Raw genomic sequence first — 21,567 nt, forward strand, 5'->3', positions numbered from 1 at the left:
AAGGACACCTCGGCTTGCGGCCCCCGGGACGCATCGCCAGCCGCGATGGCATTCAATCACTTACCGGCAGGCGTGCACGACGCCTTGGCTCCATTGTCCGTCACGCCAGTGACACACTCGGTGCCGATGGCCAAGAATCACCGATCCGATCGATCCCCGGCGAACCCGGCATCCCGCCCGTCTCCGGGCGCGGTCCTGGACCGGCTCGCCTCCGGGCCGAGCCGGTCTGCGCGCATCACTCATACGGAGCACTTGCCCCCGCGCGCGGGCCGCCATGCCGTCTGGCCTGACCGAATCCGCTCCGAGGTGATCGCGGCCGTCCAGGCGTGCGGCATCGAACACCCCTGGGCACACCAGGCGCTGGCCGCCGAGCACGCCCTGGACGGCGATTCGGTGGTCGTCGCCACCGGCACCGCCTCCGGCAAGTCCCTCGCGTATCTGGTGCCCGTACTGTCCACCCTTATGGACGGCGCCGAGGCTCCGAACGGCCGAGGGGCCACCGCCCTCTACCTCGCGCCCACCAAGGCGCTCGCGGCGGATCAGTGCCGGTCGGTGAAGGAACTTTCACAACCGCTCGGCACCTCGGTGCGCCCTGCCGTGTACGACGGCGACACCCCGTTCGAGGAACGGGAGTGGATCCGCCAGTACGCCAACTACGTCCTCACCAACCCCGACATGCTGCACCGCGGGATACTCCCCTCCCACCCCCGCTGGTCCTCCTTCCTGAAGTCCCTCAAGTACGTCGTCATCGACGAGTGCCACACCTACCGTGGCGTCTTCGGCTCGCACGTCGCCCAGGTACTGCGCCGGTTGCGCCGCCTGTGCGCCCGCTACGGCGCCTCGCCCGTCTTCCTGCTGGCCTCGGCGACCGCCGCCGAGCCGGCCGTCGCCGCCCGCCGGCTGACCGGCCTGCCGGTGACCGAGGTCGCCGACGACGCCTCCCCGCGCGGGGAGCTGGTCTTCGCCCTGTGGGAGCCCCCGCTCACCGAGCTGCACGGCGAGCGGGGTGCCCCCGTACGGCGGACGGCCACCGCCGAGACCGCTGACCTGCTGACCGACCTGACCGTGCAGGGCGTGCGCTCGGTCGCCTTCGTACGGTCCCGGCGCGGCGCCGAGCTGATCTCGGTGATCGCCCAGGAGAAGCTGGCCGAGGTCGACCGCGGCCTGGTCCGGCGTGTCGCGGCCTACCGCGGCGGCTACCTCCCCGAGGAGCGCCGCGCCCTGGAACGCGCCCTGCACTCCGGCGAACTCCTCGGCCTCGCCGCCACGACGGCCCTGGAGCTGGGCGTGGACGTCTCCGGCCTGGACGCGGTGGTGATCGCCGGATATCCGGGCACGCGCGCCTCCCTGTGGCAGCAGGCGGGCCGCGCGGGCCGATCCGGCCAGGGCGCCCTCGCGGTCCTCGTCGCCCGCGACGACCCGCTGGACACCTTCCTGGTCCACCACCCCGAGGCCCTGTTCAACCAACCGGTCGAATCCACCGTCCTGGACCCCGACAACCCCTACGTCCTCGCCCCGCACCTGTGCGCCGCCGCCGCGGAACTCCCGCTGACCGAGGAGGACCTGGACCTCTTCGGCCCCGCCTGCCCGGACGTGCTGCCGCAGCTGGAGGCCGCGAAGCTGCTCCGCCGGCGGACGAAGGCCTGGCACTGGACGCGCCGCGAGCGGGCCGCCGACCTGACCGACATCCGCGGCGCGGGCGGGCGTCCGGTGCAGGTCGTCGAGTCCGGCACCGGGCGCCTGCTCGGCACGGTCGACGCGGGTGCCGCGCACTCCACGGTCCACGAGGGCGCGGTCCACCTCCATCAGGGCCGTACCTACCTGGTCCGTCACCTGGACCTGGAGGACTCGGTCGCCCTGGTCGAGCAGGCCGACCCGCCGTACTCCACGGTCGCCCGCGACACCACCTCCATCGCCATCCTGGAGACCGACACCGAGATCCCCTGGGGCGCCGGCCGCCTCTGCTACGGCTCGGTCGAGGTCACCAACCAGGTCGTCTCCTACCTCCGCAGACGCCTCATCACCGGTGAAGTGCTCGGTGAGACCAAGCTCGACCTCCCTCCTCGTACGCTGCGCACCCGCGCGGTGTGGTGGACGGTCACCGACGACCAGCTCGACGAGGCCCGGATCACCCCGGAGATCCTCGGCGGCTCCCTGCACGCCGCCGAACACGCCTCCATCGGCCTGCTCCCGCTCTTCGCGACCTGCGACCGCTGGGACATCGGGGGCGTCTCGGTCCCGCTGCACCCGGACACCCTGCTGCCGACGGTCTTCGTGTACGACGGCCACCCCGGCGGCGCGGGCTTCGCCGAGCGTGCCTTCCACACCGCCCGCACCTGGCTCGCCGCCACCCGCGAGGCCATCGCCTCCTGCGAGTGCGACGCCGGCTGCCCGTCCTGCATCCAGTCCCCCAAGTGCGGCAACGGCAACGACCCGCTCCACAAGAGGGGCGCGGTACGGCTCCTCACAGTGCTGCTGCGCGGGGCGCCGGAGGTAAAGCCGGAGGAGAAGCCAGGGCAGGAGCCGGGGGACGAGCCGCTGGAGGAGCCGACCCCGGTGGAATGGCCGGCCGAGGACCCGGCCCCGGTGCAACGGCCGACCGAAGACCCGGCCCCGGACCAGGCACCGCGCGCTTGATCGTGCGCGGCACGGCGCTTCCGGCACGGGGGCTTGCGGCATGGGGTCGGCGCAGGGGCTACGGCGCTGAGGCTCCGGGGATGGTCCCCCCGGCACGGGGGCATCCCGAACTGGTCCGCGCGGCACAGGGGCGGCCTCCCACGCGTCCTCCCGGCGCGGGGGCATCCGGCGCCGACGCCCCCGGCACGGATGCGCCCGGCACGGATCCATTCGCGACCGGTCCCGCCGGCCCCGCTCTGGCCCTGGCCTCCGCCGCGAACAGCCCCCTTCCCGAGGCTGCCGTCACGTCCGAGGTCTCGCCGACGATCACGCACCGCACCAGCCGTACGCCCTGCGCCGCCGCCACCCGCTCGGCCCGCGCGCAGGCCGCCGCGCCGCCCTCTTCCCAGTGGGCCGCCGCCGCGAGCGCCGCCAGGTCCGCGCCGCCGGCCGCCCGGTGCCGGACGACGACGGCCTGCCCCAGTGCGAGCACGGTGCCGAACACCGCGCACAGCACGGCCATCGCCCCCAGGCTCCACACGGTGGCGGATCCCCGGTCGGACCGCCGCCGACGCCACACGGCACCAGACCCCGGATCCGAGCGCCACCGACGCCGCACAGCACCAGACCCCCGGACCGAGCGCCACCAGCGCCTCGCCCCGCCTCGCCTCACGGCTCCGCCTCCCCGGTCGCAGCGGTCTCCCCGGTCGCCGCGGTCTCCCCGGCCGGTGTGGTCTCCTCGGAAGGCGCGACGGCCTGTTCCCGCACCTCGAACGGCAGTCCGCTCAGCACCGGCGGTCTGGCCACCACCGTCACCCGGACCTGGTCGCCCTCGCGCCCGACCGTCACCCGGGCGCCGCGCGGCGCGGCCTCCCGGGTCACCGTCACCACAGCGTCGACCGGGTCCTCACGGGCGGCGGCCCGGGCGCCGATGCGGGCGGCGTCCACGCACCGGATCTGTGCGGCCACCACCAGCAGCCCCCAGACCAGCGCCATCGTGAACGCCACCAGCACGCACAGCACCACGGCCGCCTCCGCGGTCACGAATCCACGGTCCGCCCCTCGCTCACATCCGCGCACTGAGGGCCTTCTTCACGATGTCCTGCAGCTCCGCCCGGACCTGGCCGCTGGTGACGACCTCGTAGAGCAGCAGGGCGAACCCGACGGCCGCGATGATCCCCATCGCGTACTCGGACGTCACCATTCCGGCGTCCCTGGCGCTCATCCTCCGCAGCCGTACCAACGCCGCCGCTTCCTTGATCTTCCTGTGCATTCCAACCCCCGTGGGATTCATGGTTTTTGTGTTTCTCCGCGACTGCTCAGCTCGTCGATCGCCTGGGCCCGTTCGCTCTCGTTCGCTCTCGTTCGGCCTCGTACGCCTCACCTGCCTCCCATCACGCCGCCCGCGAGTCCGATCACCACGGGCAGCACACCGACCGCGATGAAGGCGGGCAGAAAGCACAGGCCCACGGGTGCGGAGATCAGTACGGCCGCGCGCCGCGCCCGGGCTGTCGCGGCACGGGCCCACTGCGCGCGTGCGTCGGCGGCGAGGCGGGCGGCCGGGCCGGCGGCCGGAAGCCCGGACTCGTCGGCCCGCTCCAGCAGCCGCGCCAGCGGTGCGGCGCCGGGCAGCCCGGCCAACCGCCGCCAGGCGTCCGTTGGTTCACCGCCGAGGCGCACCTCGGCCGCACCCCGCGCCAGCGCCTGTCCGACCGGCCCGTCGAGCGCCTCCCCGACCGCCTGTGCGGCGATCACCGGTCCGGCGCCGGCCGCGACGCAGGCGGCCAGCAGGTCGGCGGCCAGCGGGAGTTGGCGTGTGGCGGCGGCCGCGTCGACCGGTTCCGCCCGGCTCGCGGCCAACTCCCGGCCCCGCCACCACCGCAGCACGGCCCCGGCCCCCAGCCCCAGCACGACCCCGGTCGCCCCACCGACCAGGATCCAGGCGCCGCACACCGCGCCGGCCAACGGCAGCCACCGCCGTACCGCGCCCGCCGACGCGAACCGCCGCCTGGACACCGGAACTTCCGGACCGAGCAGCTCGGCCACCCGTCGCCGTGCCCGACGTCGCCTCCGGGCCAGGTCCAACCGCCGAACAGCCCAGCCGAGGACCAGCACAACGCCTCCGGCCGTCCCCAGACTGTGGACAACTTCCCCGCTCACACCGCCCCCGCTCCCCGCACGATCCGCACGGCCCACCACATCCCGGCCGCTTCGAAGGCGGATCCGATCGCCAGGCAGCCGAGCCCTGCGCCCGTGTGGAGCAGAACGTGGAGCGGGGCCGCGCCCATGGCCGCGCCGAGGAGCAGGCCGAGGGCGGGGAGCACGGCGAGCAGCACGGTGGTCGCCCGGGCGCCCGCCAACTGGGCGCGCAGGTCGGCGCGCTGGTCCCGCTCGGCGCGCAGGGCCGCGTCCAGCCGGTCCAGGCCCGCCGCGAGCCCGGCCCCCTGGTCCACGGCCACCCGCCAGCACGCGGCCAGCCCGAGCAGGCCCTCGGCGCCCGGCTGCCGGGCCGCCACGGTCAGCGCCCCCGGCACGTCGCCACCGAACCGCGCCGCCGCGACCACGGCGGCCTGAGCCTCGCCGAGCCCGCCGGAGTCCCGCGCCGCCCGCAGCAGCGCCTCGCCCGGCTGTCGTCCCGCGCGCACCTCCCCGGCGAGAGCCCCGCACAGGGCGATCACCGCGTCCGCCCGCCGCTCCCGGGCCCGCCGGGCCTGCCCGGCCTGCCGCACGCGTCGCAGCACCGGCACCCCGGCCGCCCCCGCGACGACCGGGATCACCGAGGTCCCCAGCAGTCCGAGGAGCAGGCCGGCCCCGAGTGCCCACCACTCGGCCCCCAACCGGCCACGGAGCCGACGAAGTTCGGCGAGTGCCTGGTCCCAGGAGTGCGGCCCCGTCGCCACCACTCCACCGCCCGCCAGCAGCAGCCGCGCCCGCCGCATCCCGTAGTGCCGCTCGCTCAGCAGCCAGACCAGCGCGCCGAGACAGATCAGCGCCGCGCCCATGGACGTCTCACCGATCACTTCCCGCAACCCCTTTCCCTCGGTTCCCAGTCCGCTCCGGTGTCCAGGAGCCGCTCCAGCCGCTCCCAGCCGCGCTCCCGTACGAAGGCCCTCTCGCCCCGGCGCAGGGCCGGTACCGTCCGGACCAGCCCCGTGGCGTCCCGTTCCAACACGTGCACCTCGGCGATCCGGCGCCGCCCGGACCGGTCCCGTACGAGGTGCAGGACCACGGAGAGCGCGGCGGCGAGCTGGCTGTGCAGCGCGGCCCGGTCCAGTCCGGCGGCGGTGGCCAGCGCCTCCAGGCGGGCCGGGACGTCTGCGGCGGCGTTGGCGTGGATCGTGCACGAGCCGCCCTCATGGCCCGTGTTGAGGGCGGCGAGCAGATGCACGACCTCGGGTCCGCGCACCTCTCCGACGACCAGCCGGTCGGGCCGCATCCGCAGCGCCTGCCGGACGAGGTCCTCGAGGGTGACCAGGCCCGCGCCTTCCTGGTTGGCAGGCCGGGTTTCCAGCCGGACGACGTGCGGGTGGTCCGGGCGCAGTTCGGCCGAGTCCTCGGCGAGCACGATCCGCTCACCCGCCCCGACCAGCCCCAGCAGGGCGCTCAGCAGGGTCGTCTTGCCGCTTCCGGTGCCGCCGCTGACGAGGAAGGACAGCCGGGCAGCGAGCAGAGCCCGCAGGATCCGGTCGCCGCCGGGCGGCACCGTGCCGGCCTCGACCAGTTCCTCCAGCGTGAACGCCCGGGGCCGTACGACCCTGAGGGCCAGGCAGGTGCAGCCGACGGCGACCGGGGGCAGCACGGCGTGCAGCCGGGTGCCGTCGGGAAGCCGGGCGTCCGCCCACGGCCGGGCGTCGTCCAGCCGGCGTCCGGCCACGGCGGCCAGCCGCTGCGCGAGGCGTCGTACGGCCGCCGCGTCGGGGAAGGTCACGGGGGTCAGCTCCAGGCCGCCGCCGCGGTCCACCCACACCCGGTCGGGGGCGGACACCAGGACGTCGGTGACGTCCGGGTCGGCGAGGAGCGGCTCCAGGGGCCCGGTGCCGACGAGTTCGGACCTGAGCTGCCGGGCGGCGCCGAGGACTTCGGCATCGCCGAGCACCCGGCCCTGTTCGCGCAGGGCCTGGGCCACGCGCGCGGGGGTGGGTTCGGCGCCGCTCTCGGCCAGCCGGCGCCGGACGCCGTCGAGCAGCGCGGCGCCGTCCGCGCGGTCGAGTCCGGGGAGGGTCATCGGGTGCCTCCGGCCTCGACCAGCGCGCGCTCCCAGAACGTCACGCAGAAACGGGCGAGCGGGCCGCGACCGGTGGCGCCGGGCGGTTTCGCGCCACCCGGCGAGCGCAGCAGCGGCGGGTCGACCGGCACCTCGCCGGCCAGCGGCAGGCCGAGCAACCGGGCCACCTCCTGGTCGTCCAGGCCGGGTGCGTACGGCCCGCGTACCGCCACGCGCAGGTCGCGCACGACCATGCCGACGGCGGAGGCGACCCGCCCGGCGGCGGCAACCGCGCGCAGTTCGGCGGGGACGACGAGCAGCGCCAGGTCGAGCTGGGCGAGGACTTCGGCGACCCCGTCGTCGAGACGGCGGGGCAGGTCCACCACGACCGTGCCGCCGCGTCGGCGGGCCGCGGCGAGCACCGCGCGCACCGCCTGCGGCGGGACGGCGACGCAGTCCCCGCGGTCCCAGCTGAGCACCCGCAGGGAGTGCAGTTCGGGCAGCGACTCCTCCAGGGCGCCGCCGCCGACCCGGCCACGCGAGGCGGCGAAGGCGGGCCAGCGCAGTCCGTCGGCGCTCTCGCCGCCGAGGAGTACGTCGAGTCCGCCGCCGAGCGGATCGGCGTCCACGAGGAGGGTACGCAGTCCCTCGCGCGCGGAGGTGACGGCGAGCGCGCACGCGAGCGTGGAGGCGCCGGCCCCGCCCCGGCCGCCGATCACCCCGACGGTGAGGGCCGGGCGGCCGACTCCCTCGGCGACGTCGGCGATGCGGTCGACCAGCCACTGCTCGCCGTCGGGGAGCATAAGGACGTGGTCGGCGCCGATCTCGACTGCGCGTTGCCACACCCCCGGGTCGTCCTGGTCACGGCCGACCAGCACCACTCCGCGCCGGCGCGTGGCGCCGCCGACCCGGCGGGCGGCGTCGTCGCCGACCAGCACCAGCGGGGCCGCCTCCCAGCCGTCGCCGTGTTCGGGGACGCCGTGGTGGACCTCGGGTGTGGCGCCGGCGGCCGCGCACAGGCGCAGCAGGTCGTCCAGGAGTTCGGCGTCCTCGGTGACGATGAGCGGCCTGCCCGGCCGGTCCGGGGAGCCGGGCGGCGGGTCGTGGGTGACGGCTGCGGTCACGGGTGTACCCCCTTCGCTGCGTGGGCCGCGCAGCCCCTGCGGCCACGCGATTCCCAAAGGTGTGAAGAACCGTCAAGCGGCCCCCCATATGAACGGCCGACAGAAACCGGCCATAGGCGCTGCGGCAATCGGAACCGGCCATGAACTCGCCGCGGCCGAGCGCGCTGGAATCACGGTGCAGCGATCCGCGAAATCATGTGGATCTTGGTCGAAAACTGTGGACAACTTCCGGACTGTGAATATCACCGTCACCCATACCAGTGACCCCCGTACCGACCCCTGTGCGACTTCCACAGAGCAGCGCGATGATTACCGTGAGTAACGGATCGTGGGCACGCCGAAGCGGCGGCCGCGGCGGCGGCGCGCCTGCCTCGCGGTCGCGTGCAAAAAGGGAAGGAGGGAGAAAACCCGTCCGGACATGCGACGACCCCCGCCGGGGGGGAGAGCGGGGGTCGTCCCCACGGCCGACTCGGGGGGGGGAGGAGTCGGACCGGGTTAGCACGGTCGCGAACGATCCGTGACTTCCATGGTGTACCCGAGAGCCCTCTCAGGCAAACCCACGCGCCCCACCTTACGCCGAATGGTGGGCGCCTATGCTCTGGGGCGTGGAAAACCACTCCTTGCCCCGCGCAGCAGCCTTCTTTGATCTGGACAAGACGGTCATTGCGAAGTCGAGCACGCTCACCTTCAGCAAGTCCTTCTACCAAGGCGGGCTGATCAACCGCAGGGCCGCGCTGCGCACCGCATATGCCCAGTTCGTCTTCCTCGTCGGCGGCCTGGATCACGACCAGATGGAGCGCATGCGCGAGTACCTGTCCACTCTGTGCCGCGGCTGGAACGTGCAGCAGGTGCGGGAGATCGTGGCCGAGACGCTGCACGATCTGATCGATCCGATCATCTACGACGAGGCCGCCTCCCTCATCGAGGAGCATCACAGGGCCGGCCGGGACGTGGTGATCGTGTCGACCTCGGGCGCCGAGGTGGTCGAGCCCGTCGGTGAACTGCTCGGCGCGGACCGGGTGGTGGCCACGCGCATGGTGGTCGGCGAGGACGGCTGCTTCACCGGGGAGGTGGAGTACTACGCCTACGGCCCGACCAAGGCGGAGGCGATCCGGGAGCTGGCCGCGTCCGAGGGCTACGACCTTGAGCGTTGCTTCGCCTACAGCGACTCGGCGACGGATCTTCCCATGCTCCAGGCGGTCGGGCACCCGCACGCGGTGAACCCGGACCGCGCCCTGCGCCGCGAGGCCCTCGCGCGCGGATGGCCCGTCCTGGAGTTCCGCCGGCCGGTGCCGCTGAAGAAGAGACTGCCCACGTTCCCCGTCCCGCCCCGTCCCGCACTGGTCGCGGCGGCGGCCGTGGGAGCGGCGGCCGCGACCGCCGGCCTCGTCTGGTACGCCAGCCGGCGCCGCAGCACCGCCTGAGGCCCCCATCGACGCCGGAACACCGTGCGATCGGCGCCCGTTTCGACCTCGTTTGAACCTAAAAGTAAAGAACCGGAGGCAGGGGTTTCGCTTCCTCCGGCCTCGCGGTACAAAGACCTTAGGCCCGCGAGACCAAAGGACATCCGAGAGGATCCCCTACCACTACGCAGTTGGCCCCACGGACCACGCATGGACAACGGGCACCCACGCGACGTCGACCCGTCGATTACGGGCCAGCCGCACCAGGTGACGGGCAAAGTCCCCGACCTGATGGGCAGATATCGAGGACGCTTGGTAACCCGGTGGACATGCCAGCGGCGGTACGAAGACTCGTACCGCCGCATTCATGTCCGGGGCAGCCCCCGGGACGCCTTCTCAAGCCGCGCCGCGCTGCAGCGCCTCGCACACCGCCGTCGACTCCCGCGCGCCCAGTTCGATCGCCCTGCCGCAGTGCGCGATCCAGGCCGCCACGCCCTCGGGGGTGCCGGAGACGTATCCCTCCAGCGCCGCCAGATAGGAGGCCCGGCCCAGCTCGGCGTGACCGACCTCGGCCGGACAGATCGACTTCGGGTCCAGGCCGCTGCCGATCAGCACGATCCGCTCGGCCGCGCGCGCGACGAGACCGTTGTAGGACACGAAGGGCCGTAGCGCGAGCAGCTCGCCGTGCACGACGGCGGCCGTGACCAGCGCGGATGCGGACGTCCCGGCGATGATCAGGTCCGCGAGCCCCTCCAGCCGGCCGGAGACCTCCGCCGCGTCCGGCAGCGGCAGCTCGATCAACGGCTCGTCCACCGTCTCGCCGGCCTGGCGTGGCCTGCCGACCTCGTCGCCGTTGCTCGCCGCGGCCACCAGGTGCAGCCGGGCCAGCACCCTGAGGGGCGACTGCCGCCAGATGGACAGCAGCTGCCCTGCCTCGGCCGACAACCTCAGGGCCGCGCCCATGACACGCGCCTCGGCGTCGCCGCCGAAGTCGGTGCGCCGCCGCACCTCCTCCAGGGCCCAGTCGGCCCCGGACAGTGCCGCGGAGCCGCGGGCGCCGCGCAGGGCCGCCTCGGAGGTGATCTCGGTGCTGCGGCGCCGCATGATCCGGTGTCCGTAGACCCGGTCCACGGCCTTGCGCACGGATTCCACGGAGTCGGCGACGCCGGGCAGCGAGCCCAGGGCCGCGAGCGGGTCGGCGTTCGCGCCTGTCGTACTCATGAGTACGACCCTACGCACCCCCTGGGCCGACCCCTCGAAGGAGTGGTCTTCTTCACTCCGGCGTGACACACACAGCTATCAACCGACTACCGTTGGTGAACATGAAAATTGCTTTCGTCGGGAAGGGCGGGAGTGGCAAGACCACCCTCTCCTCCCTCTTCGTCCGCCATCTCGTGGCCGCCGGTGCCCCGGTGGTCGCCATCGACGCGGACATCAACCAGCACCTCGGGCCCGCGCTCGGACTCGACGAGGCGGAGGCCGCCGCGCTCCCCGCCATGGGGGAACAGCTACCGCTGATCAAGGACTACCTGCGCGGCAGCAACCCGCGCATCGCCTCCGCCGCCACGATGATCAAAACGACCCCGCCCGGCGAGGGCTCACGGCTGGTCCGGGTGCGGGAGCCGAATCCGGTCTACGACGCCTGTGCGCGGCCGGTGGAACTCGATGGCGGCGCTGTCCGTTTGATGGTCACCGGCCCCTTCACGGACGCCGACCTGGGGGTCGCCTGCTACCACTCCAAGACGGGAGCGGTGGAGCTGTTCCTGAACCACCTCGTCGACGGCCCCGACGAGTACGTGGTGGTCGACATGACCGCGGGTTCGGACTCCTTCGCCTCCGGCATGTTCACCCGCTTCGACATGACGTTCCTCGTCGCCGAGCCGACCCGGAAGGGGGTCTCCGTCTATCGCCAGTACAAGGAGTACGCCCGCGACTTCGGCGTCGCCCTGAAGGTCGTCGGCAACAAGATCCAGGAGCAGGACGACATCGACTTCCTGCGCTCGGAGGTCGGCGACGACCTGCTGGTGACCGTCGGGCGCTCGGACTGGGTGCGTGCCATGGAGAAGGGCCGACCGCCCCGGTTCGATCTGCTGGAAGAGGCCAGCGCCCGCGCCCTGCACACCCTGCGGGCCGCCGCGGACGCCACCTACGAGCTGCGGGACTGGGAGCGCTACACCCGCCAGATGGTGCACTTCCACCTGAAGAACGCGGAGGCGTGGGGCAACGAGCGCACCGGGGCCGACCTGGCGGCGCAGGTCGACCCGGCCTTCATGCTCGGCGAAAGCCTCGGCGCGGAGACCCCAACCGCCGTGTGACACCTACGGCTTCGGGCGGCACCGACGGCCTGCGCGTGACGCCTACTGCTTGACCGCCGGGGCCCCGGGCACGCCCTTGGGCGCCGGGGCCGGGCGGCCGGAGAGGAAGGACGCCCAGCCCTGCCGGGGTGCCTCGCCCACCTGAAGGGTGCGCAGCTTCTCCAGGGTCTTCGGGTCCTGGGCGTCCAGCCAGTCGACCAGCTGATGGAAGGAGACACAGCGCACGTCGGGCTTGTTGCACACCTCCCTCACCGTGTCCTCGACCGCGCGCATGTAGGTGCCGCCGTTCCAGGACTCGAAGTGGTTGCCGATGATCAGCGGGGCGCGGTTGCCGTCGTAGGCCCGGTAGAAGCCCTTGATCAGGCCGTCGCGCATCTGGTCGCCCCAGTAGTCGAACTTGTCCGGGTCGCCCTGGGTCTTGGTGCCGGACTGGTTGACCATGAAGTTGTAGTCCATGGTCAGCTGCTCATAGGTGTGGCCGGGGAAGGGCACCAACTGCATCGACAGGTCCCACAGGCCCTGCTTCTTCTTGGGCCAGACCTGGTTGTCGACCCCGCTGGAGTCATAGCGGAAGCCCAACTCGCGGGCCGCCTTCATGAAGTTCTTCTGGCCCTCCAGGCAGGGAGTGCGGGCGCCGATCAGCTCCTTGTCGTAGTCAAAGGGCAGCGGGGCCGACTTCTTCATGCCGCTGTTGGTCTTCCAGGTCTTCACGAACTGCTTGGCCTGGGCGATCTCGCTCTTCCACTCGTCCACGGACCAGGTGCCGACGCCGCCGTCGGGCCCGCAGAAGTGGCCGTTGAAGTGCGTGCCGATCTCATTGCCTTCCAGCCAGGCCAGCCGTGCCTGTTTGACGGTGTCGGCGATGCCCTTCTCGTCGTTGAAACCGATGTCGGAGCTGCCCGGCTCGTGCTGGGGCGGCTTGTACAGCTCGCGCTTGTCCTTCGGCAGCATGTACACGCCGCTGAGAAAGTAGGTCATGGTCGCGTGGTTCTCCTTGGCGACCTTGCGGAAGTGCGAGAACAGCTTCTGGCTGTCCTCGCCCGCCCCGTCCCAGGAGAACACCACGAACTGCGGGGGCTTCTGACCGGGCTTCAGCCGCTCGGGCCTGGGCAGATGCGGCTGCGAGCCGGTGTACGCGGTGGATCCGTCACCGATCAGCCGGAACACGCTGCCCGGCGCCGGAGCCCCCTTCTGCGGGCCGGGCGCAGCCTGCTTCGAACCGTGAGAATTGTGGGAGCCGGTCGCGCAACCGGCGAGCGACGAGGCACAGGCCGCGGCGACCATGGCGCCGACGGCGATCCTCTGGGTGGCGGCCATGTTCCGCCCACCTTCTTCCTTCTCTCTGGCAAACGCTGACGAGGTCCGTTTTCTGGTGGTGCGCCGGGCTTGAACCGACAGCGCCGCCAAGGTCGCACGGAACCGAGAAGGAATTAGTACGACAAGCCGATCAAATGATTAGTTCACCCATACGGGGGATCGACTGAACCATTTGCCACGAAACGTTATGCATGACCTTTACGCGGCATTACGGTTCCTTTGCCAAGCGTTGCTCCATCCCGCCGCCCCGAGGAGACGGGACCATGTCAGCCTGCGCACCCCCGCACACCCAGCACCCGCACCCGCCGCACGGCTCGGCGCCGGGCCGCCGGGCCCGCTCCCCCGTGGCGGGCGCCGACCTGTCCGCGTCCGTCGCGGTCTTCCTGATCGCCCTGCCCCTGTCCCTCGGCATCGCCCTGGCCACCGGTGCTCCGCTCCAGGCCGGCCTCGTCGCCGCCGCCGTGGGCGGACTCGTCGCCGGCCGGCTCGGCGGCTGCCCGCTCCAGGTCAGCGGCCCGGCCGCCGGACTCACCGTGGTCACCGCCGACCTGATCCACCACTACGGCTGGCGGGCGACCTGCGGCATCACCGTCCTCGCCGGACTCGCCCAACTCGGCCTCGGCTGCCTGCGGGTGGCGCGCGGCGCGCTCGCGGTCAGCCCGGCCGTGGTGCACGGCATGCTCGCCGGGATCGGCATCACCATCGCCGTCGCCCAACTGCACATCGTCCTCGGCGGCAGCCCCGAGAGCTCCGTCCTCGCCAACCTGCGTGCACTGCCCGCCCAGTTGGCCCATCTGCGTCCGGCCGCCGTCTCGATGAGCGCGCTGACACTCGCCCTGCTGCTGGCCTGGCCCCGCCTGCCCGGTCGCACCGGCCGCGCGCTCCGGCGGATGCCGGCCGCTCTCGTCGCCGTCGTCGCGGCCACCGCCACGGCGGCCCTCACCGGCCTGGCTCTGCCCCGGGTCGACCTGCCGTCCTGGCGCAGCCATGCCATGGCCGGACTGCCCGAGGGTCCGACGCTCGGCCTCGCCGCCGCCGTGCTCACCATCACCCTGGTGTGCAGCGTGCAGTCGCTGCTCGGCGCGGTGGCCGTGGACAGGCTGGTTGCGGTACGGTCCGGTCCGTCCCCCCGCGTCGGCCGCTCCGACCTGGACCGGGAGCTGCTGGGCCAGGGCGCCGCCAACGTGGTCTCCGGGGCGCTCGGCGGACTGCCCGTCGCCGGGGTGGCCGTGCGCAGTTCGGCGAATGTGAACTCGGGTGCCGTGAGCCGGAACTCCACGATGCTGCACGGCGTTCTCGTAGTAGTCGCCGCGCTGCTGATGGTCCCGGCCCTGGAGGAGATCCCGCTCGCCTCCCTCGCCGTCCTGGTCATGGCCGTCGGTATCCAGATGGTGTCCCTGCACCACATCCGCACGGTGACGCGCCACCGCGAAGTGCCGGTCTACGCCGCGGCCACACTAGGTGTGGTGTTCCTCGGCGTCCTGCAGGGCGTGCTCCTGGGGGTCGCCGTGGCGGTCGCCGTCGCCCTGCACCGCCTCGCCCGCACCCGCATCACCCACGAGGAGAAGGAGGGAGTCCATCACGTAAGAATCCGAGGCCAGTTGACGTTCCTCGCGGTGCCCCGGCTCAGCCGGTCCCTGCATCTCGTACCCCAAGGCGCCCACGCTGTCGTGGAGTTGGACGGATCCTTCATCGACCACGCGGCGTACGAGTCACTGCAGGACTGGCGCAGCTCGCACACCGCGCGCGGCGGCACGGCCGAACTGTCGGGCCGACGCGCCGGAATCCGGACCGCGGAGCAGGCGACGCCCACCGCGTCACCTCCGCCCGCCGGATCACCCATACCCACCGGGCCAGACCTGCCCACCAGGCCGGACCTGCCCACCGAGTCGACCCTGCCCACCGAGTCGGCCTTGCTCACCGAGTCGGCCTTGCTCACCGAGCCGCCTCCACCCACCGAATCACCCCTACCCACCGGGCCAGACCTGCCCACTGGGCCGAGTCTGCCCACCGGCGCAGACCCACCCACCGGGCCGAGTCTGCGCACCGAGTCCATCCTGGCCACCGGTCCGACCCCGACGGCTGGGCAACACCCCTCCACCGGGCCGGCCCCGCCCACCCGGCCGACCCTGTCCACCGGGTGCCGGTGCCGGCCCTGGACGCCCTGGCGCGATCACCGGGCCTGCTTCCCGGAGGTCGTCGGCGCGCCGGCGGGACGGGACGCGGGGCACGAACTGGTCCGCGGGATCGGGTCGTTCCAGCGCCACACCGCGCCGCTGGTGCGCGAGGAGCTGGCGCGGCTCGCCCGGGAGGGCCAGCGGCCCACGCAGCTCTTCCTGACCTGTGCCGACTCGCGGCTCGTCACGTCGATGATCACCGCCAGTGGCCCCGGCGACCTGTTCGTCGTCCGCAACATCGGCAACCTGGTGCCGATGCCGGGCGAGGAGCGCGGCGACGAGTCGGTGGCGGCGGCCGTCGAGTACGCCGTGGAGGTGCTCGGCGTGCGCTCCATCACCGTGTGCGGGCACTCGGGATGCGGGGCGATGCAGGCGCTGCTGACCGCGACCGACGCGGACGGGGACACCCCGCTGTGCCGGTGGCTGCGGCACGGCCTGCCGAGTCTGGCGCGGCTGGCCGGGGACCACCATAACTGGCCCCGGCTCGCCGGGCGGCCCCCGGCGGACGCGGTGGAGCAGCTGTGCCTGATCAACGTGGGCCAGCAGCTGGAGCACCTGCGGGCGCACGACCCGGTGGCCCGGGCGCTGGCCAGGGGCGAGCTGGAGCTGTACGGGATGTACTTCCACGTGGGCGAGGCGCAGGCGTACTTGCTGGCGGGGAACGAGAGGGAGGGAGACGGCGTCTTCGAGCACGTCCGGGGTAGTGGCACGGACGGGGTACCTGAACGGGAGGCACACAGTCCGGCGGAGAAGCACACGGCACGGCCCCGGAGAAGGACTTGAGAACAGGTCTAAACCAATTTTCCCAACCACCCTTGTCATCGGACCCCCGCGTCTGATGAGCTGTGGCCTGGGACACAACGGACACCCTGCGAGAGGGAGATGTCGTGAGCAACGAGAGCCTGGCCAACCTGCTCAAGGAAGAACGCAGGTTCGCGCCCCCCGCCGACCTGGCCGAGCACGCCAACGTCACGGCGGAGGCGTATGCACAGGCCAAGGCTGACAGGCTCGGCTTCTGGGCCGAGCAGGCCCGCCGGCTGACCTGGGCCAAGGAACCGACCGAGACGCTGGACTGGTCGAACCCGCCGTTCGCCAAGTGGTTCAAGGACGGCGAGCTGAACGTCGCCTACAACTGCGTGGACCGGCATGTGGAGGCAGGGCACGGGGACCGGGTCGCCATCCACTTCGAGGGCGAGCCGGGCGACAGCCGCTCGATCACCTACGCCGAGCTGAAGGACGAGGTCTCCAAGGCGGCCAACGCGCTGCTGGAGCTGGGTGTCGGCAAGGGCGACCGGGTCGCCATCTACATGCCGATGATCCCCGAGACGGCGATCGCGATGCTGGCCTCGGCCCGGATCGGCGCCGCGCACTCGGTGGTCTTCGGCGGCTTCTCGGCGGACGCGCTCGCGACGCGCATCCAGGACGCGGACGCCAAGGTGGTCATCACCGCCGACGGCGGGTACCGGCGCGGCAAGCCGTCCGCGCTCAAGCCCGCCGTGGACGAGGCGATCTCCAAGGTCGACAACGTCGAGCATGTGCTGGTGGTGCGCCGTACCGGCCAGGACGTGGCGTGGACCGAGGGCCGCGACGCGTGGTGGCACGAGCTCGTCGAGCGGCAGTCCGCCGAGCACACCCCCCAGGCGTTCGAGGCGGAGCACCCGCTGTTCATCCTCTACACCTCCGGCACGACGGGGAAGCCGAAGGGCATCCTGCACACCTCCGGCGGCTACCTCACCCAGACGGCGTACACCCACTGGGCCGTCTTCGACCTCAAGCCGGAGACGGACGTGTACTGGTGCACGGCCGACGTCGGCTGGGTCACCGGGCACTCGTACATCGTCTACGGCCCGCTGGCCAACGGCGCGACGCAGGTCATGTACGAGGGCACGCCGGACACCCCGCACCAGGGCCGGTTCTGGGAGATCGTGCAGAAGTACAAGGTCACGATCCTCTACACCGCGCCGACCGCGATCCGGACGTTCATGAAGTGGGGCGACGACATCCCCGCCAAGTTCGACCTGTCCTCCCTGCGCGTCCTCGGCTCGGTGGGCGAGCCCATCAACCCCGAGGCGTGGATCTGGTACCGCAAGAACATCGGCGCGGACAGGACGCCCGTCGTGGACACCTGGTGGCAGACGGAGACCGGCGCGATGATGATCTCGCCGCTGCCCGGTGTCACCACGGCCAAGCCCGGCTCCGCGCAGACCCCGCTGCCCGGCATCTCGGCGACCGTCGTCGACGACGAGGCGAACGAGGTGCCCGACGGCGGCGGTGGCTACCTGGTCCTCACCGAGCCCTGGCCGTCGATGCTGCGCACCATCTGGGGCGACGACCAGCGGTTCCTCGACACCTACTGGTCCCGCTTCGAGGGCAAGTACTTCGCCGGTGACGGCGCGAAGAAGGACGACGACGGCGACATCTGGCTGCTGGGCCGGGTGGACGACGTGATGCTCGTGTCCGGGCACAACATCTCCACCACCGAGGTGGAGTCGGCGCTCGTCTCCCACCCGTCGGTCGCCGAGGCGGCCGTCGTCGGTGCCACCGACGAGACCACCGGCCAGGCGATCGTCGCGTTCGTCATCCTGCGCGGTACGGCCGCGGAGACCGAGACACTCGTCGGCGAGCTGCGCGACCACGTGGGCGCCACGCTCGGCCCGATCGCCAAGCCCAAGCGGATCCTGCCGGTGGCCGAGCTGCCCAAGACCCGCTCCGGCAAGATCATGCGCCGTCTGCTGCGGGACGTGGCCGAGAACCGCCAGCTCGGTGACGTCACCACGCTGACGGACAGCACGGTCATGGACCTCATCCAGGCGAAGCTGCCCGCCGCCCCCAGCGAGGACTAGGCGGAACGGCAGCAAGGGGCGCCCGGTGTCAGCACCGGGCACCCTCTCTTCGTTCGCCTCACTAACATCCAGCGTCAAAATCCGGTAAAGTGGCAGCCTCAGGGTGTGCCGGGAAGCCTGGTCGGCGACGCCGTCGGCGACCCCGCACGACGGCGTGATCATCGCCGTACGACCCGGAGGTCCCCGCCGTGGCCGCGCCCCGCCCCCAGAAAGCCCCCCGTAAGGCGCTCGGACGCCTCTCCCTGCCCGAGCGGACCTTCGTCGCGGACGCGCTGCGGACCGAGACGGTCGGCGGCGTGCTGCTGCTCCTCGCCGCCGTGGCGGCGCTGGTCTGGGCGAACATCCCCGCCCTCCACCACAGCTACGAGTCCGTCAGCCACTTCCACCTCGGCCCCGGCACGCTCGGCCTGAACCTGTCCGTGGCCCACTGGGCCGCCGACGGCCTCCTCGCGGTGTTCTTCTTCGTCGCCGGCATCGAGCTCAAGCGCGAGCTGGTCGCCGGGGACCTGCGCGACCCCAGGGCGGCCGTACTGCCCGTGGTGGCCGCGCTGTGCGGCATGGCCGTACCCGCGCTCGTCTACGCCCTCACCAGCCTCACGGGACACGGCTCGCCACAGGGCTGGGCGGTGCCCACCGCCACCGACATCGCCTTCGCGCTCGCCGTCCTCGCGGTCATCGGCACCTCCCTGCCCAGCTCCCTGCGTGCCTTCCTGCTCACCCTCGCGGTGGTCGACGACCTCTTCGCGATCCTGATCATCGCGATCTTCTTCACCGACCGGCTGAACTTCGCCGCGCTCGGCGGGGCCGCCGCCGGACTGGCGGTGTTCTGGCTGCTGCTACGCAAGGGCGTACGCGGCTGGTACGTGTACGTGCCGCTGGCCCTGGTGATCTGGGCGCTGATGTACAACAGCGGCGTGCACGCCACCATCGCCGGTGTGGCGATGGGCCTGATGCTGCGCTGCACCACCCGTGAGGGCGAGCAGCACTCCCCCGGCGAGCACATCGAGCACCTGGTGCGGCCCCTGTCCGCCGGGCTGGCCGTGCCGATGTTCGCGCTGTTCAGCGCCGGGGTGAAGGTCTCCGGCGGGGCGCTCGGGGACGTGTTCACCAGGCCCGAGACGCTCGGCGTGGTGCTCGGACTGGTCGTCGGCAAGACGATCGGCATCTTCGGCGGCACCTGGCTCACCGTCCGCTTCACCCGCGCCTCCCTCAGCGAGGATCTCGCCTGGGCCGACGTCTTCGCGGTGGCCTCCCTCGCCGGCATCGGCTTCACCGTCTCCCTGCTCATCGGCGAACTCGCCTTCGCCGGCGACGCCGTCCTCACCGACGAGGTCAAGGCGGCCGTCCTCACCGGATCGCTCCTCGCGGCACTGTGCGCGACGGTGCTGCTGAAGATGCGCAACGCCAAGTACCGCAGGCTGTGCGAGGAAGAGGAGCGCGACGAGGACCTCGACGGCATCCCGGACGTCTACGAACAGGACGACCCGGCCTACCACCTGCGCATGGCCGAGATCCACGAGCGCAAGGCCGCCGAACACCGCCGGATCGCCGCCGAGAAGGCCTCCGCCGCGCGCCACGGGCTTCAGGAAGTGCCGGGCGGGGCAGGCGAGGAGGACGGGCGTCCGGCATGATCTGACGAGACGGTACAAAACAAGACGGCCACACGAGCGGGCCCGCCGGCCGCGTACGACGGCAGTACGACGGATGTACGACAGCGGTACGACGGCACGGCACGCCCGCGGCACGACAGACCTCGTAAGGGAGAACGCGATGAGCGCACCCGACGGCAGCCCGGTCGGCGCCGAACGCAGCATCGGCCAGCTGTTCGCCTCGGCGACGACCGAATTGTCGGCGCTGGTGCACGACGAGATCGCGCTGGCCAAGGCCCAGCTGAAGCAGGACGTCAAGCGCGGCGCGGTCAGCGGCGGCGCGTTCACGGCGGCCCTGGTGCTGCTCGTCTTCTCGCTCCCGATGCTCAACTTCGCCCTCGCCTACGGCATCCGGACCTGGAGCGGCTGGAACCTGGCGATCTGCTTCGTGCTCTCCTTCGCGGCGAACGTGCTCCTCGCCGGTCTCCTCGCGCTGATCGGCGTGGTCTTCGCGAAGAAGGCCAAGAAGAGCCAGGGCCCGCAGAAGGTGGCCGCCTCGGTGAAGGAGACGGCGGGCGTGCTGCAGAACGCCAAGCCGCATCCGCGCGCGGAACTGCCCGAGGACCGGGCCCCCGCGGCCATCGAGACTGTGGCACGCTCGTCGTCATGACGGACCCCGCCCCCTCGGTCGTACGGATCGAAGGTCCCTGGACCCACAAGGACGTCGCCGCGAACGGCGCGCGCTTCCACATCGCCGAGCTCGGCGACGGCCCCCTGGTGCTGCTGCTGCACGGCTTTCCGCAGTTCTGGTGGACCTGGCGGCACCAGCTGGTCGCGCTCGCGGACGCGGGCTACCGGGCGGTGGCGATGGACCTGCGGGGCGTCGGCGGCAGCGACCGTACGCCCCGCGGGTACGACCCGGCCAACCTCGCGCTCGACGTCACCGGCGTGATCCGCTCGCTCGGCGAGCCGGACGCGGCGCTGGTCGGCCACGATCTGGGCGGCTATCTGGCGTGGACGGCGGCGGCGATGCGGCCCAAGCTCGTCCGGCGGCTCGCCGTGGTGTCGATGCCGCACCCGCGGCGCTGGCGCGCGGCGATGCTGCGGGACGCCCGGCAGACGGCCGCCAGCTCCTACATCTGGGGCTTCCAGCGACCGTGGATTCCGGAGCGTCAACTCACCGCGGACGGTGGGGCGCTGGTGGGCCGGCTGATCCGGGAGTGGTCCGGGCCGCGGTCACCGGAGGACGAGGCGGTCAAGACCTACCAGCGGGCCATGTGCATCCCGTCGACGGCGCACTGCGCGATCGAGCCGTACCGCTGGCTGGTGCGCTCGCTGGCCCGCCCGGACGGCATCCAGTTCAACCGCAGGATGAAGCGGCCGGTGCGGGTGCCCACGCTGCATCTGCACGGCTCCCTGGACCCGGTGACCCGCACGCGCAGCGCGGCCGGTTCGGGCGAGTACGTCGAAGCGCCGTACCGCTGGCGCCTGTTCGACGGCCTCGGCCACTTCCCACACGAGGAGGATCCGGCCGGCTTCTCCACCGAGCTCGTCAACTGGCTCAAGGACCCCGAGCCGGACCGGTGAGGCGTCACCCGCACCGGTCTCGCACTCCGATGACATTCACTCGTATCGGTGATGGACGCCGGTGACCGTGCGGTGACGGTTCGATGCGTGGAGTATCCGGTTCCTGAACAGTTGTCCCCCGAACGGCCACATGCCTGCCGCATAGGCCAATTGGGCGGCGCTCAGGCGGTTATCGACCTTCGGGCAGGGGCACACGTCGGGGTATGGGCTGGACGCACGACTACAGTGACGCACCCCGCAACCGCCGCGCGACCGCCGGTGTGAGCACGCCTCAGCGAGGCACCCCACAACTCGCGGAAGGGGACCTCCGCGTGGGGATCCCGCGCATCCTGCGCCGACGGGCCCGCTGGGTCTCGGTGCGCCTGCGTCACCCGCGCGGCTGACGGCGCCCC

Annotated in this window: 18 protein-coding genes; 9 read left to right on the top strand and 9 right to left on the bottom strand. The window is 72.3% G+C overall.

Going from position 1 to position 21,567, the window contains the following annotated elements; genetic code table 11:
* Positions 1-45: 45 nt before the first annotated feature.
* Positions 46-2,637, top strand: a complete 2,592-nt coding sequence (locus tag ACWC2T_RS03240; protein ID WP_450668756.1) for a DEAD/DEAH box helicase — start codon at positions 46-48, stop codon at positions 2,635-2,637.
* A gap of 58 nt (positions 2,638-2,695) precedes the next feature.
* Here ACWC2T_RS03240 and ACWC2T_RS03245 read toward each other — a convergent pair whose 3' ends face one another.
* The 7 genes from ACWC2T_RS03245 to ssd form a co-directional block, all read right to left on the bottom strand.
* Positions 2,696-3,235, bottom strand: coding sequence for an Rv3654c family TadE-like protein (locus ACWC2T_RS03245; RefSeq protein WP_450668757.1), 540 nt, complete (start codon positions 3,233-3,235; stop codon positions 2,696-2,698).
* Between the two features lie 50 nt (positions 3,236-3,285).
* Positions 3,286-3,660 (bottom strand): TadE family type IV pilus minor pilin, encoded by a 375-nt coding sequence (locus ACWC2T_RS03250; protein WP_450668758.1) that lies wholly within the window; start codon positions 3,658-3,660, stop codon positions 3,286-3,288.
* Positions 3,661-3,682: 22 nt separating this feature from the next.
* A complete protein-coding gene (locus ACWC2T_RS03255; RefSeq protein ID WP_450668759.1) occupies positions 3,683-3,889 on the bottom strand; it encodes a DUF4244 domain-containing protein in 207 nt (68 codons plus the stop codon).
* A 107-nt stretch (positions 3,890-3,996) separates the two neighbouring features.
* Entirely contained in the window at positions 3,997-4,776 is a 780-nt protein-coding gene (locus ACWC2T_RS03260; protein ID WP_450668760.1) for a type II secretion system F family protein, read from the bottom strand.
* The gene (locus tag ACWC2T_RS03265; protein ID WP_450669058.1) at positions 4,773-5,618 is read right to left on the bottom strand and encodes a type II secretion system F family protein; all 846 of its coding nucleotides are present in this window, start codon (positions 5,616-5,618) and stop codon (positions 4,773-4,775) included. Before ACWC2T_RS03265 ends, ACWC2T_RS03260 begins: the two co-directional genes overlap by 4 nt.
* Before the next feature lie 14 nt (positions 5,619-5,632).
* Complete coding sequence (locus ACWC2T_RS03270) at positions 5,633-6,841, bottom strand: TadA family conjugal transfer-associated ATPase (protein WP_450668761.1); 1,209 nt, start codon at positions 6,839-6,841, stop codon at positions 5,633-5,635.
* Positions 6,838-7,944 carry a septum site-determining protein Ssd gene (gene ssd, locus ACWC2T_RS03275; RefSeq protein ID WP_450668762.1) on the bottom strand — a complete coding sequence of 369 codons (1,107 nt, stop codon included), beginning with the start codon at positions 7,942-7,944 and terminating at the stop codon, positions 6,838-6,840. The genes ACWC2T_RS03270 and ssd overlap by 4 nt, the downstream gene beginning before the upstream one ends.
* Before the next feature lie 593 nt (positions 7,945-8,537).
* Between ssd and ACWC2T_RS03280 the strand changes: the two genes are divergently transcribed.
* Entirely contained in the window at positions 8,538-9,368 is an 831-nt protein-coding gene (locus tag ACWC2T_RS03280) for an HAD family hydrolase (protein ID WP_450668763.1), read from the top strand.
* A 375-nt stretch (positions 9,369-9,743) separates the two neighbouring features.
* Here ACWC2T_RS03280 and ACWC2T_RS03285 read toward each other — a convergent pair whose 3' ends face one another.
* A complete protein-coding gene (locus tag ACWC2T_RS03285) occupies positions 9,744-10,568 on the bottom strand; it encodes an oxidoreductase (RefSeq protein ID WP_450668764.1) in 825 nt (274 codons plus the stop codon).
* 101 nt (positions 10,569-10,669) lie between these two features.
* Here ACWC2T_RS03285 and ACWC2T_RS03290 point away from each other — a divergent pair, with 101 nt between their 5' ends.
* Entirely contained in the window at positions 10,670-11,662 is a 993-nt protein-coding gene (locus ACWC2T_RS03290; RefSeq protein WP_450668765.1) for an ATP-binding protein, read from the top strand.
* A 42-nt stretch (positions 11,663-11,704) separates the two neighbouring features.
* On the opposite strand, the gene ACWC2T_RS03295 is transcribed toward ACWC2T_RS03290, so the two are convergent.
* The gene (locus ACWC2T_RS03295; protein ID WP_450668766.1) at positions 11,705-12,979 is read right to left on the bottom strand and encodes a hypothetical protein; all 1,275 of its coding nucleotides are present in this window, start codon (positions 12,977-12,979) and stop codon (positions 11,705-11,707) included.
* A 263-nt stretch (positions 12,980-13,242) separates the two neighbouring features.
* On the opposite strand from ACWC2T_RS03295, the gene ACWC2T_RS03300 reads away from it, so the two are divergent.
* The 6 genes from ACWC2T_RS03300 to ACWC2T_RS03325 all read left to right on the top strand — a co-directional run bounded on the left by ACWC2T_RS03300 (position 13,243) and on the right by ACWC2T_RS03325 (position 21,558).
* Positions 13,243-15,939 carry a SulP family inorganic anion transporter gene (locus ACWC2T_RS03300; RefSeq protein ID WP_450668767.1) on the top strand — a complete coding sequence of 899 codons (2,697 nt, stop codon included), beginning with the start codon at positions 13,243-13,245 and terminating at the stop codon, positions 15,937-15,939.
* A gap of 104 nt (positions 15,940-16,043) precedes the next feature.
* Positions 16,044-17,999, top strand: a complete 1,956-nt coding sequence (gene acs / locus ACWC2T_RS03305) for an acetate--CoA ligase (protein WP_450668768.1) — start codon at positions 16,044-16,046, stop codon at positions 17,997-17,999.
* A 188-nt stretch (positions 18,000-18,187) separates the two neighbouring features.
* The gene (gene nhaA / locus ACWC2T_RS03310; RefSeq protein ID WP_450668769.1) at positions 18,188-19,630 is read left to right on the top strand and encodes a Na+/H+ antiporter NhaA; all 1,443 of its coding nucleotides are present in this window, start codon (positions 18,188-18,190) and stop codon (positions 19,628-19,630) included.
* Positions 19,631-19,769: 139 nt separating this feature from the next.
* Positions 19,770-20,258, top strand: a complete 489-nt coding sequence (locus tag ACWC2T_RS03315) for a phage holin family protein (protein ID WP_450668770.1) — start codon at positions 19,770-19,772, stop codon at positions 20,256-20,258.
* On the top strand, positions 20,255-21,175 hold the full coding sequence (locus ACWC2T_RS03320; protein WP_450668771.1) for an alpha/beta fold hydrolase: 921 nt from the start codon (positions 20,255-20,257) through the stop codon (positions 21,173-21,175). Before ACWC2T_RS03315 ends, ACWC2T_RS03320 begins: the two co-directional genes overlap by 4 nt.
* Positions 21,176-21,378: 203 nt before the next feature.
* A complete protein-coding gene (locus tag ACWC2T_RS03325; RefSeq protein ID WP_351210331.1) occupies positions 21,379-21,558 on the top strand; it encodes a hypothetical protein in 180 nt (59 codons plus the stop codon).
* The last annotated feature ends 9 nt before the right edge of the window (positions 21,559-21,567 follow it).

This window comes from Streptomyces sp. NPDC001393, from assembly GCF_053597455.1.

Excerpts from the sequence above, each read along its gene's own strand:
- ACWC2T_RS03240 (WP_450668756.1), top strand. The coding sequence starts at position 46 with ATGGCATTCAATCACTTACCGGCAGGCGTGCACGACGCCTTGGCTCCA.
- ACWC2T_RS03255 (WP_450668759.1), bottom strand. The coding sequence starts at position 3,889 with ATGCACAGGAAGATCAAGGAAGCGGCGGCGTTGGTACGGCTGCGGAGG.
- ACWC2T_RS03265 (WP_450669058.1), bottom strand. The coding sequence starts at position 5,618 with ATGGGCGCGGCGCTGATCTGTCTCGGCGCGCTGGTCTGGCTGCTGAGC.
- ACWC2T_RS03270 (WP_450668761.1), bottom strand. The coding sequence starts at position 6,841 with ATGACCCTCCCCGGACTCGACCGCGCGGACGGCGCCGCGCTGCTCGAC.
- ACWC2T_RS03280 (WP_450668763.1), top strand. The coding sequence starts at position 8,538 with ATGCTCTGGGGCGTGGAAAACCACTCCTTGCCCCGCGCAGCAGCCTTC.
- ACWC2T_RS03285 (WP_450668764.1), bottom strand. The coding sequence starts at position 10,568 with ATGAGTACGACAGGCGCGAACGCCGACCCGCTCGCGGCCCTGGGCTCG.
- ACWC2T_RS03290 (WP_450668765.1), top strand. The coding sequence starts at position 10,670 with ATGAAAATTGCTTTCGTCGGGAAGGGCGGGAGTGGCAAGACCACCCTC.
- ACWC2T_RS03295 (WP_450668766.1), bottom strand. The coding sequence starts at position 12,979 with ATGGCCGCCACCCAGAGGATCGCCGTCGGCGCCATGGTCGCCGCGGCC.
- ACWC2T_RS03300 (WP_450668767.1), top strand. The coding sequence starts at position 13,243 with ATGTCAGCCTGCGCACCCCCGCACACCCAGCACCCGCACCCGCCGCAC.
- ACWC2T_RS03315 (WP_450668770.1), top strand. The coding sequence starts at position 19,770 with ATGAGCGCACCCGACGGCAGCCCGGTCGGCGCCGAACGCAGCATCGGC.
- ACWC2T_RS03320 (WP_450668771.1), top strand. The coding sequence starts at position 20,255 with ATGACGGACCCCGCCCCCTCGGTCGTACGGATCGAAGGTCCCTGGACC.
- ACWC2T_RS03325 (WP_351210331.1), top strand. The coding sequence starts at position 21,379 with ATGGGCTGGACGCACGACTACAGTGACGCACCCCGCAACCGCCGCGCG.